Origin of the sequence: Thauera phenylacetica B4P, assembly GCF_000310225.1 — a bacterium.
Classification (GTDB): Bacteria; Pseudomonadota; Gammaproteobacteria; order Burkholderiales; family Rhodocyclaceae; genus Thauera; species Thauera phenylacetica.
The window spans coordinates 1-15244 of sequence record NZ_AMXF01000002.1 but is presented as its reverse complement, the minus strand read 5'-3'; the positions used below and the strand labels follow the sequence as shown (position 1 = coordinate 15244).

The window sequence follows — 15244 nt, the reverse complement described above, 5'->3', positions numbered from 1 at the left end:
TATAAGGCCCGGGCGGGACGCGCGAACGCGTCCGATCCAGTTCAGGCTGGAGTGTGGCAAGCCACTTTTGCGCAACTGTTTGTGGAATGTACTGAATTGTTGCAGGCGGGCCGCGCGCCCGCAGCCCGCCCTCAGACCGGAAAGGCGAAGCAGTACTGCGACTTGCCGGCCTTCTTGGCCTCGTACATGGCGGCATCGGCACGGCGCAGCAGCTCGGCCATCTGTCCGGACGGATACTGGGTGAACACCACGCCGACGCTCGCCCCGATGCGCACCTTGCAGCCGTCGAGCACGGCAAAGGGCTGGCTGAGCACGTCGACCAGCTTGGCTGCGATGTTGCGCGCCATCGACATCGACTTGAGATCGTCGAGCAGCAGCACGAACTCGTCGCCGCCGATGCGCGCCACCTTGTCGCTGCGCCGCACCACTCCCTCGATCCGGCGCGCCACGAGCTGGAGCAGCTCGTCGCCAGCTTCGTGGCCGTGGTTGTCGTTCACCCACTTGAAGCCGTCGAGGTCCACCAGCAAGACGCCCAGCCCGGCGGTGCCGGCGTATTCGTGCAGGCGCGCGGAGTAGGCGCGCTCAAGTCCGCGGCGGTTCAGCAGGCCGGTGAGCGCATCGCGCTCGGCTTGCGCGCGCGCCTTGTCCTCGGCGTGCTTGCGCTCGGTGATGTCGTTGACGATGCCCTGCAGGAGCTCGCCGCCGCCCTCCACCGCATTGAGCACCACGTGCAGCCAGCGCGAACCGCCATCGGCGTCGCGACGCTCGAAATCCGCGCTCGCCGCCTCGCTGCCTTCGACGATCGCAGCCCTCATGCGCTCGAGCCTGCCCGCTCCATCCCCGAGCAGTTCGGCCAGGCTCGCCCCTCCGCGCGCGCACTCGTCGTCCTTGAGGCCGAGCGCCCGCACCAGCGCCGCGTTCCATTCGACCAGGCCGCCCTGCGCGTCGAGCGTGAACAGCCCGGACCCCGCGTTGTCGAAGATCAGCCGCCACTTGCGCTCTGCCGCGGCGTGCAGGCCACGCGCCTCGCGCTCGCGCGCGAGCGCCGCGTCCATGCGCTCGAGCAAGGCGTTGATGTCGCCGGCCAGACGGCCGAGTTCGTCCTCGGCATGGCCGGCGGGAGCCGTGACCTTGCTGCCCGACACCACGTCGAGGCCGTGCAGCTCGCCGGCGAGGCGACCGATCCCGCGCGTGACGCCGCGACCGACCAGCCAGGCCACCCCGAGCGTGATCGACAGCACCAGAACGGCAAGCAGGGACGCGACCAGGCGCGAGTAGTCGGCGGCCTTCGCTGCGATGAAGGCCGAGGCGGGGATGACACGCAGCTCGCCGATCGTCTCACTGGCGTCGAAGGGCGAGCGCAACAGCCCGCGCAGGGCTGCGCCGTTCGGCGATGCCGACGCGGTGTTCGCGCCGACCGCAGCGAGCACCGTGTCGCCCTCGAGGATCTCGGCATGGGCGACGCTGCTGCTCTGCAGCAAGCCAGCGACGACCTCGGCAGCGAGCTGCTCGTCGCGCGCATAGGCGGCCACGCTGGCGGTGCGCTGCACCGCGGCCATGGACTCGACCAGCGCGTCGTTGAGTCGACGGTGCTCCTTGTGCTCGATCAGCTTGGCGCTGCCCACGGCGGCGATGCCGCCCACCAATCCGCCGAACACGAGGATGCTCGCCGTCGTGCGGAAGGCGATGCCACGCGTGCGGCGCACGCGGCGGAAGGCTCGTGTCGGCTCGTCGCCGTCGGAGACGGGCTCAGGGGCCAAGGCGCAACACCACCCGCGCACGAGGATCGTCGGGCACGGCATCGACGAACGCGATCGCCTGCGGATCCTCGGCGACGCGGGCGACCGCCGCAGCGCTGTCGGACACCCGCAGCGGCGGCTGCGTCCGCCCGGAGAACTGCAGGCGCGCCCAGTAGGCATTGATCTCGGCGATCTCGCGGCCGAGCAGGCGACGATAGAAGCTCGCGCGCAAAGGCTCCACCTCGACCACGTTTGCACGCCCCCCCGGCGGCAGCATCTTCACGCGCCCGAGGAAGAGATGGCTGGCCTGCTCACGGCTCAGGGTGGAGATGCCGCTGTCGCGGTGGACGATGACGACGAGCTCCTCGGCGGCGGCGCCTTGCGTGGAGAGCAGCAGGGCGAGGAGAACAGGGACAAGAGCAGGGATTCGCATGGCCGGACGCTCAGAAGACGAAATCCAGCGTTGCGGAAAACACCGTCAGCGCGCGGGGACCGGTGACATAGCCCCTGTCGTCGAGCAGCGTGGAGGAGCGCTTCGCGTCGATGCGGTCGACCTGCAGCTTCAAAGCCACGTTTTCGGCGACGTCGTAGCGGACACCTGCGCCGATGGTGGTCTGGTCGTGGCGGGTGTAGCCGGTGATCGTCGGATAAAGCCCGCGCAGATGCCCGACCGCCACCGGGTAGCCCGCGAGGGGCGGAGGCAGTTCCTGCGGAATCGGCCTGTCCAGGTCAAAGGGCCGGTCCTTCGGATCGAGGAGGCTGCGCGACCACGTGACATAGGGCTTCCAGCGCCCCATGCGGTAGGCCGCGGTCGCCCCCGCACCCCAGCCCTCGAAGCCGGGAAACACGGTCATCGACATGTCGGTGCCCATGAGTTGCAGCGAGAGCGGCCCCCGCTCCCAGGCGAGCGCCGCCCCCAGGTAGCCGATCCGGTTCGAATTGGCGATCTCCGACGCGAGCGTCGATGCTTGCGCTGCCAGCCGGTGATCGCCCAGCGCGTGCGCCCCTTCCGCCACGCCTTGCAGCACCGGGCGCAGCGGTGCGTAGATATCGTTGCGGGTGGTCACCATGTTGCCCCACGACAGCTTGAGGCTCAGCTCCGGTCCGATCCAGTCGAGGGTGGCGCCGAAGCTGCGGCCGACCTTGACCGGATGTTCCCGATCATTCAGAAAGACGCTGCCGCGCGTGCGCCCGCCGAACAGCTTGAAGCGCAGCAGACCGTCGCCGAGGGCGTGCTGGACGGTCGCGTCGAGGCCGTCGAAGTTGTCGTAGGTCAGGCGGCCGTACACGTCGGCGTAAGGACGCACCGCCGTGTAGGCGTAGCCGACGTGGCGCGAGTCGCCGTCGAGGTAGATGTCGGTGACCAGACGACCGGCGCGCAACTCGAGCCAGTCGTTCGGCACGTACTTGACGAAGCCCCAAACCAGGTGCGGCCCCCATTCGCCGTGCCGACCCTGGTTCATGACCGCCTGCGCCAGCACCGACCACTGCGGCGTCAACGCACCATGCACTTGCAGGCCGAGGGTGCTGTCGATGCCGAAGTCGAGCTCGTTCGCGCGCGTGCCGCGACGCTGGTCCACACTGCGGCGGAACTGCGTGTCGTCCGCGGCGTGCCAGGCCGCTCCGAGCGTGCCGAAGCCGCTCACGCTCCAGCGTACATCCGCGTCCGCCGCGGGCTGCCCCTCGGCGTACACGGCCGCACTCGTCGCGCACAGGGCGGTCGCCGCGATCGCGGCGAGACATCGGGGTATCACGGTCAACACCGAACAACACCTCTCCCGATCATGGATCGGGTCCAGTTCCGAAAAGGCCCGGAGCATAGCGAGCCCAGTGCCGCTCATCCCATGATGTAAATCACGATTCCGCCATTTAACGCGGTTCGCGCTAGACTCGCAGGTACCACGTTGCCCTGAATGGGCAGTCGTCACTCCCAGACCCGGAAAACCTCCCGATGGAACGCAAGGACTTCACCAAACCCGTCCATGTCACGACCTGGATGGCCGTCTTTCTCGCCCTCGTGGCGGCGCTCGCCGCCGCCCTGGTGCCGCAACTCAAGCACGCCTTCATCGCCAACGCCGCATTCAACGGAGTGATCCTTTTCGTGCTCGCGGTGGGCATCGCCGTCAACCTGCGCCAGGTCTGGCGCCTGCAACGCGAGGTGCTGTGGATCGAGGAGTTCCAGCAGGCCGACGGCGGGCCCACGGCGACCGGCCTGAAGCCGGTGCTGCTCGCCCCGATGGCGCGCGTGCTGTCCAACCGCCGTCGCGGCCAGGCCCACCTCTCGCCCGCGACCACCCGCTCCATCCTCGACGGCGTGCAGATCCGCCTCGAGGAGCAGCGCGACCTTTCGCGCTACCTGATCGGCCTCTTGATCTTCCTGGGCCTGCTCGGCACCTTCTGGGGTCTGCTCGCCACCATCCGTTCCATCGGCGAGATCATCGGAAACTTGAGCGTCGGCAGCGATCCCGTTGCCATGTTCGAGGCGCTGAAAGCGAAGCTGGACGCGCCGCTCGGTGGCATGGCCACCAGCTTCTCGACCTCGCTCTTCGGCCTCGCGGGTTCGCTCGTGGTCGGCTTCCTCGACCTGCAGTCCGGCCACGCGCAGAACCGCTTCTACAACGAGCTCGAGGACTGGCTGTCGCACATGACCAAGCTGCCCTCCGGCGTCGGCGCCGAAGGCGAGGGCAACGTGCCCGCCTACGTGCAGGCCCTGCTCGAGCAGACCGCCGAGGGCATCGAGCGCATGCAGCGCTCCGCGGCCGATACCGAGCGCGAGCGCCGCGCCACCGCCGAGCACCTCGGCGAGCTCAACGCCCAGCTCACCCGCCTGGCCGATCTCATCGGGCGCGAATCGCGCGACCTGTCCACCCTGTCCACCACGCAGGACGAGCTGCGCGCCCTGCTCCGCCAGCTCGCCCAGCAGCCCGCCCAGGGCGCGCAGTTCACCGAGGACCTGCGCGCCGAGCTGCGCCTGCTGTCGCGCACCATCGGCGCCGCGCTCGGTGGCGCCGGCGGCAACAAGGCGGACTGAGCCATGGCCCGACTCGCCCGCCGCCGGCCGCTGGATTTCTGGCCCGGCTTCGTCGACGCCCTCGCCTCGCTGCTGATGGTGATGGTGTTCGTGATCCTGATCTTCGTCATCGGCCAGTTCGTGCTCGCCGACGCGGTGAGCGGCCGCGACCGCGCGCTCGCCCAGCTCAACGCCGAGCTCGCCGCGCTCGCCAAGACCCTGAGCCTGGAACAGACCGCGCGCGAACGCGCGGAGGTCAAGGTCGGCGAGCTGTCCGCCTCGCTCGGCGCCGCCCAGCGCGAAAGCGAGGCGCGCGGCAACGAGCTGCTCGCCGCGCGCGACGAACTGCATGCGGCCCAGGACGAGGCCAAGACCCGCCGCGAGGAGGCCGCCCGCCTTGCCGCCGACATCGAGGCCCTGCAGCGCCTCAAGGCCGAGCTCGAGGCCGAGGCCGCCCGCCTGGCGAGCGCGCTCGACACCTCGGAGCGTGGCCTCAAGGAACATCAGGAGATGTCCACCGCGGCGATCGCCCAGGTCGAGCTGCTCAACCGCCAGCTCGCCGCGGTACGCGAGCAGCTCGAGCAGCTCAACGCCGCGCTCGACGCCGCCAAGGCCGCTGCGAAAGACAAGGACCTGAAGATCGACGAGCTCGGGCGCGAGCTCAACCTCGCGCTCGCGGCGCGGGTCAAGGAACTCGCCCGCTACCGCTCGGAGTTCTTCGGCCGTCTGCAGGCGGTGCTCGGCGAGCGCAAGGACGTGCAGATCGTCGGCGACCGCTTCGTGTTCTCCAGCGAGGTGCTCTTCCCCTCGGCGTCGGACGAGGTCAGCGCCGACGGCATGGTCCAGCTCGGCCGCCTGGCCGAAACGCTGAAGACGCTGTCCGCCGACATGCCCAAGGACCTGCCCTGGGTGCTGCAGGTGGACGGCCACACCGACCGCCGCCCGATCGCCACCCCCCGTTTCCCCTCCAACTGGGAGCTGTCGACCGCGCGGGCGCTGGCCATCGTGAAGTTCCTCCACGGCCAGGGCATCCCGCCCGAGCGCCTGGCTGCCACCGGCTATGGCGAGTTCCACCCGCTCGATGCGCGCAGCACCGAGGAAGCCTACGCGCGCAACCGCCGCATCGAGCTCAAGCTGACCAGCCGGTGAGGTGCCAGGGGTGAGGCGCCAGGAGCAAGAGCGCGCCTCTTCCCGCTGCGCCCCGTAACGGGCCGGCTGGGGGATTGGACTCCTCGGCTTCAGGTGCCGGAGCCATCCCCTTCCCCCTTCGCCTGCTCCAGATCGCGGACGACCAGCGACAGCGCCTCGGTCGATAGCAACACCTCGATCAAGGACAGCACCAAGGACACCGCGAGCGTCACGATGCTGGTGCCGAACATCCACTGGCCGGTCACCTCCGCTTCGAGAAACAGCGCGAGCATCGACAGGGCGCACAGCAGGAAGCTCAGCACGCCGAAGCCCTGCATGTACTGGGTGAGCGCAATCCGGCGCTTGAGCCCGGGGAGCTGGCATTGCACCAGCGCTGCGCCGCGGTCGGCCGAGGCGTTGAGCTGGCGGATGACCTGGGCGAGGGTGAGGAAGCGGTTGGTGTAGGCGAGCAGCAGCAGCGAGATCGCCGGGAAGAGCAAGGCGGGGGTGGTGAGGTTCATGGCGGCGACGGCAGTCGGAAACGGCCATCATTGTCGCCGCAAAACACCGCGTGCCGGGAGTGTAGGAGCGCCGGCAGGCGCGAAGCGAGCGGTGGGTTGCGCGGCTACGTTGGGCGTGGCGCGTGCCGAGCCGCTGCGATCGCGCCTGCCGGCGCTCCTACAGGGAAGGCGCGGGCTGGAGGCATGGCGGCGAAGCGCGCGTTGGTTTGTGTAGGAGCGCCGGCAGGCGCGAAGCGGGCGGTGGATTGCGCGGCTACGTTGGGCGTGACGCGTGTCGAGCCGCTGCGATCGCGCCTGCCGGCGCTCCTACACCTACAAAAAGACGCCGCGCGGCGCCTGGTGGGGCGACGCGCGGCGTGCTGGCGGGGCGGCTGCGGCGGGATTACATGCTGCGGCGGTATTGGCCACCGACCTTGTACAGGGCCTCGGTGATCTGCCCCAGCGAGCAGTAGCGCACCGCATCGACCAGCACCTCGAACACGTTGGTGTTGTCGATGACGGCCTGCTGCAGCTTGGCCTGCCACTTCGGCGCCTCGGCCTTGTTGCGGGCGTGGAAGTCGGCGAGGCGCTTCAACTGGCCCTGCTTCTCTTCCTCGGTCGAACGCGCGAGCTCGATCTCCTGCTGCGCCTGGCCCTTCGGGTTGAGGAAGGTGTTCACGCCGATGATCGGGTAGGAGCCGTCGTGCTTCTTGTGCTCGTAATAGAGCGACTCCTCCTGGATCTTGCCGCGCTGGTAGCCGGTCTCCATGGCGCCGAGCACGCCGCCGCGCGACGCGATCGCCTCGAACTCCTTCAACACGGCCTCTTCGACGAGGTCGGTGAGCTCCTCGATGATGAAGGCGCCCTGGTTGGGGTTCTCGTTCTTGGCCAGGCCCCACTCGCGGTTGATGATGAGCTGGATCGCCATCGCGCGCCGCACGGACTCCTCGGTCGGCGTGGTGATCGCCTCGTCGTAGGCGTTGGTGTGAAGCGAGTTGCAATTGTCGTAGATGGCGATCAGCGCCTGCAGCGTGGTGCGGATGTCGTTGAAGTCCATCTCCTGCGCGTGCAACGAGCGGCCCGAGGTCTGCACGTGGTACTTCAGCTTCTGGCTGCGCTCGTTGGCGCCGTACTTGTTCTTCATCGCCACCGCCCAGATGCGGCGGGCGACGCGGCCGATCACCGAGTATTCCGGGTCCATGCCGTTGCTGAAGAAGAAGGAGAGGTTGGGCGCGAAATCGTCGATGTGCATGCCGCGTGCGAGGTACGACTCCACGTAGGTGAAGCCGTTCGACAGCGTGAAGGCGAGCTGGCTGATCGGGTTGGCGCCGGCTTCGGCGATGTGATAGCCGGAGATCGACACCGAATAGAAGTTCTTGACGTCGTGATGGACGAAGTACTCCTGGATGTCGCCCATCATCTTCAGCGCGAATTCGGTGCTGAAGATGCAGGTGTTCTGGCCCTGGTCTTCCTTGAGGATGTCGGCCTGCACGGTGCCGCGCACGGTCGACAGCGTCCATTCCTTGATCTTCTGCAGCTCGTCCTCGGTCGGATCGCGGCCGTTGTCGGCCTTGAACTTGACGACCTGCTGGTCGAGCGCGGTGTTGAAGAAGAAGGCGAGGATGATCGGCGCCGGGCCGTTGATGGTCATCGACACCGAGGTGGTCGGGCAGCACAGGTCGAAGCCGTCGTACAGGACCTTCATGTCGTCGAGCGTGGCGATCGACACGCCGGAGTTGCCGATCTTGCCGTAGATGTCCGGACGCAGGTCGGGGTCGCAGCCGTACAGGGTGACCGAGTCGAAGGCGGTGGACAGGCGGTGCGCCGGCATGCCCTCGGACACCTTCTTGAAGCGGCGGTTGGTACGGAAGGCGTCGCCCTCGCCCGCGAACATGCGGGTGGGGTCCTCGCCCTCGCGCTTGAACGCGAACACGCCGGCGGTGTAGGGGAAGGAGCCGGGGACGTTCTCCTTCATCAGGAACTTGAGCGTCTCGCCCGCGTCCTCGAAGTTCGGCAGCGCCACCTTGCGGATCTTGCTGCCCGACAGCGAGGTGCTGGTGAGCTGGGTGCGGATTTCCTTGTCGCGGATCTTCACCACGTACTCGTCAGCGGCGTAGAGCTCGCGGGTCTTCGGCCACATGTCGAGCAGCTTCCTGGCGGCCGGGGTGAGCTCGCCGTCCTTCCAGTCGATCATCTCGGCGAACGAGCCGGCATCCTTGCCGCACTGCTCGAACAGGCCCTTGGCGATCTTCAGCGACTGGCGCTCGCGCGCGACGCGGGCCTGCTGCTCGATGTGCTTGTGGTAGCCGCGGACGCTGTCGGCGATCTCGGCGAGGTAGCGCGTGCGGTCGGCGGGGACGATGGCGCGGCCTTCGGACGAGGAGCGCACCTTGACCACCGGCAGCTTGCTCTTGGCGACCTTGAGGCCCTTGCCCACGAGCGCGGGCAGCACGGCCTGGTAGAGCGCGGTGACGCCGTCGTCGTTGAAGCGCGCGGCCATGGTGCCGAACACCGGCATCTCTTCGGGGCGCTGGCCGAACAGCTCGCGGTTGCGCTGGTACTGCTTGGCGACGTCGCGCAGCGCGTCGAGCGCGCCCTTGCGGTCGAACTTGTTGATGGCGACGAAGTCGGCGAAGTCGAGCATGTCGATCTTCTCGAGCTGGCTGGCAGCGCCGAACTCGGGGGTCATCACGTACAGCGACAGGTCGACGAAGGGCACGATCGCGGCGTTGCCCTGGCCGATGCCGGAGGTCTCGACGATGACGAGGTCGAAGCCCGCGAGCTTGCACGCGGCGATGACCTCGGGCAGCGCGGCGGAGACTTCGGAGCCGGTGTCGCGGGTGGCGAGCGAGCGCATGTAGATGTTGGCGTGCTCGATCGCGTTCATGCGGATGCGGTCGCCGAGCAGCGCGCCGCCGGTGCGCTTGCGCGAGGGGTCGATGGAGACGATGGCGAGCTTGAGCTTGTCGTCCTGGTCGAGGCGGAAGCGGCGCACCAGCTCGTCGGTCAGCGAGGACTTGCCCGCGCCGCCGGTGCCGGTGATGCCGAGCGTCGGCACCTTGGTCTTGGCCGCGGCGTCGATGAGGGCCTTCTTGACCTCGTCGCCGTAGCCGCCGTTCTCGAGCGCGGTGATGATCTGCGCCAGCGCTCGACGGTCGCCGGCGGCGAGCGCCTTGAGCACCGCGTCGGCCTTCTGCGGCGCGGCCTTGGTGACGTCGACGTCGCAGCGCTCGACCACGCTGTTGATCATGCCCTGCAGGCCCATCTTGGCGCCATCTTCGGGCGAGAAGATGTGGGTGACGCCGTACTCGTGGAGTTCCTTGATCTCGGCCGGCACGATCACGCCGCCGCCGCCGCCGAAGACCTTGATGTTCTCACCGCCGTTGGCCTTGAGCAGGTCGATCATGTACTTGAAGAACTCGACGTGGCCGCCCTGGTAGGAGGTGATCGCGATGCCCTGCACGTCTTCCTGCAGCGCCGCGTTGACGATCTCGCCGACCGAGCGGTTGTGGCCGAGGTGGATGACCTCGGAGCCGGTCGATTGCAGGATGCGGCGCATGATGTTGATGGAGGCGTCATGGCCGTCGAAGAGCGCGGCGGCGGTGACGAAACGCACCTTGTTCTTGGGCTTGTAGGGCGACAGCTTGTGCGCAACGCTCAGATCGGTCATGTCGTTCGTCTCCAGGTGGGTGTGAACATCCCTGCAATCTTAGAAGGGTCTTCACGCCTTTGCCATTGCGCTTGCCGACGAGGATCATGCAAAATCCGCCAAACCGGCGCTTTCCGGTTGGCGCGACATCAGCCGCGAGGCCGGTCGCAGGGAGAACGACGCGCATCCCGACCTGCCCCCCCGCCTTCGCGCCTGCCGGCGCTCCTACACAAACCTCCACGCGTCCCTGCGCTCCTACACAAACCACCGCGCGTCCCGGCCCGCCTGTAGGAGCTGCGGCAGCTGCGAATTCGGCCATCGGACAAAATGACGCGCATGCCGACCTGCACCCCCGCATTCGCGCCTGCCGGCGCTCCTACACAAACCTCCACGCGTCCCTGCGCTCCTACACAAACCACCGCGCGTCCCGGCCCGCCTGTAGGAGCTGCGGCAGCTGCGAATTCGGCCATCGGACAAAATGACGCGCATGCCGACCTGCACCCCCGCATTCGCGCCTGCCGGCGCTCCTACAGGAACCATCCCGGATTCGTGATCCTATGAACCGACCGACACCGATGCGGAGCCCTGCCGCTCCGCGTCTTCGTCGTGGCCGTGCCACGGTCGCTCCCGGCTTCGTCACCGGCATGCTCGCCGGGCTGGGGCGGCGCGGGCTCGACCCGTCTCCGCTGCTGGCGCGGGCCGGGATCGACCTTGCAGAAACCGACACGCGCATCGCGGTCGAGCGCTACGCCCTGCTCTACAACCTGTGTGTGGAGGCGCTCGAGGACGAGGCCTTCGGCCTGCTGCCGGAGCCGATGCGTCCGGGCAGCTTCGAATTCCTCTGCCGCGCGCTGCTCGGGGCGCCCACGCTGGGCGAGGCGCTGCGGCGCGCGATCCGCTTCCTGCGCATCGTGCTGCCGGCCTTCCGCATCGAGCTGCGCGTGGCGGGCGCACGCGCCGAGTTGCTGATCGACGACGACGGCAGCCTTGGCCCCGCGCGCGACGCCCCCGCGCGCGTGTTCGCCTATGAATGGTTGCTGCGCCTGCTGCACGGCGTGGCGAGCTGGTTCGTGGCGCGCGGGCTGGCGCTCGACGCGGTCGCGTTTCCGTACGCGCGCCCGGCACATGCGGACGATTACGCGCTCGTGTACACCGAGCATTCGAGCTTCGACGCGCCGCTCCTGGCCGCCCGCCTGCAGGCCAACCTGCTGGAGCTGCCGCTGCGTCGCGACGAGGCGGCGCTGGTGGGCTTCCTCGACGGCGCCCCGGGCAAGATCACCACGCTCTACCGCCGCGACCGCGAGATGGTCTTCCGCGTGCGCGACATCCTGCGCGATGCGCTGCCGCAGAACCTGTCGCTCGAAGAGGTCGCGGAGCGCCTTCACGTGTCGCCGCGCACCCTGCACCGGCGGCTCGAGGAGGAGGGCTCGGGCTTTCGCAACATCAAGGAGGCCACCCGCCGCGACATCGCCTACGCGCGCCTGGCCAAGACCCGCCACCCGATCGCCCGCATCGCCGCCGAGCTGGGCTACGCCGATCCGTCCACCTTCTACCGCGCCTTCGTCGCCTGGTCCGGCGTCTCCCCCGAGCGCTTCCGCGACCAGGCCACCGGCCGCAAGCCACCCCCATAGCCGCGCCGGCCCCTGTAGGAGCGCCGGCAGGCGCGAATGCGGCCTCGCCACCACGCGACCACGCCAGCCGCGGGCGCTGCACCGCCCAATTCGCGGCTGCCGCCGCTCCTACAGGGGGCGGCGGTGCGTGTGGGGCGTCGAGGGGCGGGAACGCCGGGGGTATCGGTTCGTGGGGGCGTCGAGGGGCGGAAACGCCTCGGATGCGCACCGGTTCAGGTAGGAGCGCCGGCAGGCGCGAATGCGGCCTCGCCACCGCGCGACCACGCCAGCCGCGGGCGCTGCACCGCCCAATTCGCGGCTGCCGCCGCTCCTACATGTGCATGACGTTGCGCCGGTCGCGCTGGCGTGAAGCCGCGCCGATCGCGCTGGCGTGGGGCCGCGGCGACTCAGCCGGCAGATGAGCGCGATGGTCACCAGGCCCTGAAACCGCAACTTCCCCCCTCCCCCCAAAACCTCCACGCCCCCGCCCGTGCATTTTGTGCAACCATCGCCCGTAATCCCCTACGGAGGCGAATCGATTGGTGGGCACGGCGAAGAACGACGACGGCAACATCCCGTATTCGGCGCTCTCGCCCGAGCAGCGGCGGCGCTACGACCTGCTGCTCGCGGGGCTGGACCTGCTCGACCAGGCGATCGCGGTATTCGACGCGACGCCCAAGCTGGTCAGCTGGAACAAGGCCATGCTGCGCCTGCTCGACTTTCCCGAGTCGATGGTGCGCGTCGGCACCCCCTTCGAGGAGTTCGCCCGTTTCAACGCCGAGCGCGGCGAGTACGGCCCCGGCGACATCGACACGCTGGTGCGCGCGCGCGTGGCCGCGGCGCGCAGCTTCCAGCCGCACTACGTCGAGCGCGCCCGGCCCAACGGTCGCATCCTGGCAGTGCGCGGCGTGCCCATCCCCAACCTGGGCTTCGTGTCGCTGTGGACCGACATCACCGAGCAGCGCCGCGCCGCACAGCTCATCGAGGAGCAGAACGCGCAGCTCGAGAACCGCGTGCGCGAGCGCACCGCCGAGCTCGAGGCGGCCAACGCGCGGCTGGCCCAGGCCAACCTCGAGATCGACGACATCGCCGACGCGCTGCGCCGCAGCGAGAACCGCCTGCAGCTGATCATCGACTCGATCCCGGCGCTGATCGCCTACGTCGGCAGCGACGACGTCTATCGTTTCGCCAACCGGGGCTACGCCGAGTGGTTTGGCTTCGCCAAGGAGGCCATCGTCGGGCGCAGCATCGGCGAGGTCTTCGGCGCCGAGGCCTTCGCGCAGATCCAGCCCCACCTCGAGCGCGCGCGCGCGAGCGAGCGCGTGAGCTACGAGTATTCACGCACGCTGGCCGACGGGCGCATGGTGCATGCACGCAGCGTGGTGGTGCCGGAGCTCGACGGCGACGGGCGCACGGTGGGCTTCTTCGTGATGTCGATCGACATCACCGAGCAGAAGGCGAGCCAGGCCGCGCTGGTGCAGGCGCAGAAGATGGAGGCGGTGGGCCAGCTCACCGGCGGGCTGGCGCACGACTTCAACAACCTGCTCACCATCATCATCGGCAACCTCTGCGCGCTGCAGCAGCGCATCGGCGCCGGGCCGGGGGCGGAGTTCGTCGATCCCTCGCTGCAGGCCGCGCGCCGTGGCGCCGAGCTGATCCGCCGCCTGCTGACCTTCTCGCGCCGGCAGCCGCTCGCGCCCACGGCAGTCGAGGTCGGCGTGCTGGTGCACAACATGACCCACCTGCTCGCGCGCACCCTGGGCGAGACGATCCGCATCCACCTGCGCCTGCCCGGCGAGCCGGTGCATGCGCTGGTCGACCCGCACCAGCTCGAGAACGCGATCCTGAACCTCGCGATCAACGCCCGCGACGCCATGCCGGAGGGCGGCGAGCTGACCATCGGCGTGAGCCGTCGCGAGCTCGACGACGCGCTAGCGGCGGTGGTCGAGGTGCCACCCGGCGACTACGTGCAGATCGACGTCGGCGACACCGGCAAGGGCATCGAGCCGGCGGTGCTGCAGCGCGTGTTCGAGCCCTTCTTCACCACCAAGGACTTCGGCAGCGGCAGCGGGCTGGGGCTGTCGATGGTGTATGGCTTCGTGCGCCAGTCGGGAGGCAACATCCGCATCCGCAGCACGCCGGGGCGCGGCACGCACGTGCGCTTCGTGCTGCCCACGGCGGCGGCGGCCGTGGTCGCGCCCGAACGCGCCGCGCCCGCCACGAGCGGCGCGCGTGCGCCGGATGGCCCGGTGCTGCTGGTGGAGGACGAGCCCGAGGTGCGCAAGGTGGTGCGCATGCAGCTGACCGGCCTGGGTCACGCGGTGATCGAGGCCGCCGACGGCGTCGAGGCGCTCGGGCTGCTGCAGCACGTCGACGACATCGCGCTGCTGGTGAGCGACACGGTGATGCCGGGCGGCATCGGCGGCCGCGAGCTCGCCCGCCGCGCGCGCGCGCTGCGCCCGCAGCTGCCCATCCTGCTGGTGACCGGCTACGCCAGCGAGACCACCCCGACCGACGAGCTCCCCGCCGACGTGCCGACGCTGCGCAAGCCCTTCGACCAGGCCGCGCTGGCGGCGACGCTGGCGGCGCTGCTCGGGCCCGAACCGGGTGCGCCGGGCGGGGTCGAAGGCGCATCGCCGACCGCAGCGGCCGCGGCCGCAGAAGCCCAAGCCCAAGCCCGCATCACGAACACCACCACGGAGCCCCGCCCGCAATGACCCAGAGCCCGATCGACCCCTCCCAGGCCCGGATCTTCGTGCTCGAGGACGATCCCGAGGTCGCCCGCCTGATCTGCATGAGCCTGGGCGAGTACGGTTTCCGCTGCGAGCAGATGCGCGCCGGCCGCCAGCTGCTCGAGCGCGCGCGCCAGGTGGCGCCCGACCTGTGCATCGTCGACCTCGGCCTGCCCGACATGGACGGCATGCAGGTGGTGCGCGAGCTACAGGACGGCAGCCCGTGCGCGGTGCTGATCCTGACCGGCCGCAACGACGTCACCGACCGTGTGCTCGGGCTGGAGCTCGGCGCCGACGACTACATCGTCAAGCCCTTCGAGCCGCGCGAGCTGGTCGCCCGCGTGCGCTCCATCCTGCGCCGCTACCAGCGCGCCGCGAGCGCCGAACCCGCGGGCGAACGCAGCACCGCCCGCTTCGCCGGGTGGACCTTCGACGCCAACCGCCACGCCCTCGTCGCGCCGGATGGCCGCGAGGTGTCGCTCTCGGCCGCCGAAGCCAGCCTCCTCGCCACCCTGCTCCGGCGCCCCAACAAGATCCTGTCGCGAGAACAGCTGCTCGGCGAACGCGACCTCGACCCCTTCGACCGCAGCATCGACGTCCGCATCTCCCGCCTGCGCCGCAAGCTCGACGACGACCCGCAGACCCCTCGCCTGATCAAGACGGTGTATGGCGCGGGCTATCTGTTCTCAGTGCAGGTGGAGTGGGCCTGACGCCCAACCCCGCCCCCTCCCCCACCGGAGCCCGCCCCCCGCGACGGCTCATGTAGCCACGACGGCCCCTGTAGGAGCGCCAGCAGGCGCGAACGCGGCCTCACCTTCACGCGACCACGCCGGCGGCGGGCGCTGCACCACCAGATTCGCGGCTGCCGCCGCTCCT

Annotated in this window: 10 protein-coding genes; 5 read left to right on the top strand and 5 right to left on the bottom strand. The window is 69.5% G+C overall.

The window, feature by feature from the left end; translation table 11 throughout:
• Positions 1-131 precede the first annotated feature (131 nt).
• From C667_RS01020 to C667_RS01010, 3 genes are read right to left on the bottom strand one after another with little or no spacing between them, the layout of a single operon-like run.
• Positions 132-1760, bottom strand: coding sequence for a sensor domain-containing diguanylate cyclase (locus C667_RS01020; RefSeq protein ID WP_211207646.1), 1629 nt, complete (start codon positions 1758-1760; stop codon positions 132-134).
• The gene (locus tag C667_RS01015) at positions 1750-2172 is read right to left on the bottom strand and encodes a hypothetical protein (protein WP_004355273.1); all 423 of its coding nucleotides are present in this window, start codon (positions 2170-2172) and stop codon (positions 1750-1752) included. The genes C667_RS01020 and C667_RS01015 overlap by 11 nt, the downstream gene beginning before the upstream one ends.
• 10 nt (positions 2173-2182) lie before the next feature.
• Positions 2183-3433, bottom strand: coding sequence for a hypothetical protein (locus C667_RS01010; protein WP_004355270.1), 1251 nt, complete (start codon positions 3431-3433; stop codon positions 2183-2185).
• A gap of 257 nt (positions 3434-3690) precedes the next feature.
• Between C667_RS01010 and C667_RS01005 the strand changes: the two genes are divergently transcribed.
• A complete protein-coding gene (locus C667_RS01005; RefSeq protein WP_004355267.1) occupies positions 3691-4770 on the top strand; it encodes a hypothetical protein in 1080 nt (359 codons plus the stop codon).
• A 3-nt stretch (positions 4771-4773) separates the two neighbouring features.
• Positions 4774-5898, top strand: a complete 1125-nt coding sequence (locus C667_RS01000) for a peptidoglycan -binding protein (protein ID WP_004355266.1) — start codon at positions 4774-4776, stop codon at positions 5896-5898.
• 89 nt (positions 5899-5987) lie between these two features.
• Here the strand turns inward: C667_RS01000 and C667_RS00995 are convergent, their stop codons facing one another.
• Positions 5988-6398: a DUF2721 domain-containing protein gene (locus C667_RS00995; RefSeq protein WP_004355263.1), complete on the bottom strand. Its 411-nt coding sequence runs from the start codon at positions 6396-6398 to the stop codon at positions 5988-5990.
• Positions 6399-6780: 382 nt separating this feature from the next.
• A complete protein-coding gene (gene icmF / locus C667_RS00990) occupies positions 6781-10047 on the bottom strand; it encodes a fused isobutyryl-CoA mutase/GTPase IcmF (RefSeq protein WP_004355261.1) in 3267 nt (1088 codons plus the stop codon).
• Between the two features lie 623 nt (positions 10048-10670).
• On the opposite strand from icmF, the gene C667_RS00985 reads away from it, so the two are divergent.
• The 3 genes from C667_RS00985 (at position 10671) to C667_RS00975 (ending at position 15078) form a co-directional block, all read left to right on the top strand.
• On the top strand, positions 10671-11657 hold the full coding sequence (locus tag C667_RS00985; RefSeq protein ID WP_004355258.1) for an AraC family transcriptional regulator: 987 nt from the start codon (positions 10671-10673) through the stop codon (positions 11655-11657).
• 518 nt (positions 11658-12175) lie between these two features.
• Positions 12176-14353, top strand: a complete 2178-nt coding sequence (locus tag C667_RS00980; RefSeq protein WP_004355256.1) for a PAS-domain containing protein — start codon at positions 12176-12178, stop codon at positions 14351-14353.
• Entirely contained in the window at positions 14350-15078 is a 729-nt protein-coding gene (locus C667_RS00975) for a response regulator transcription factor (RefSeq protein WP_004355254.1), read from the top strand. Before C667_RS00980 ends, C667_RS00975 begins: the two co-directional genes overlap by 4 nt.
• Positions 15079-15244 lie beyond the last annotated feature (166 nt).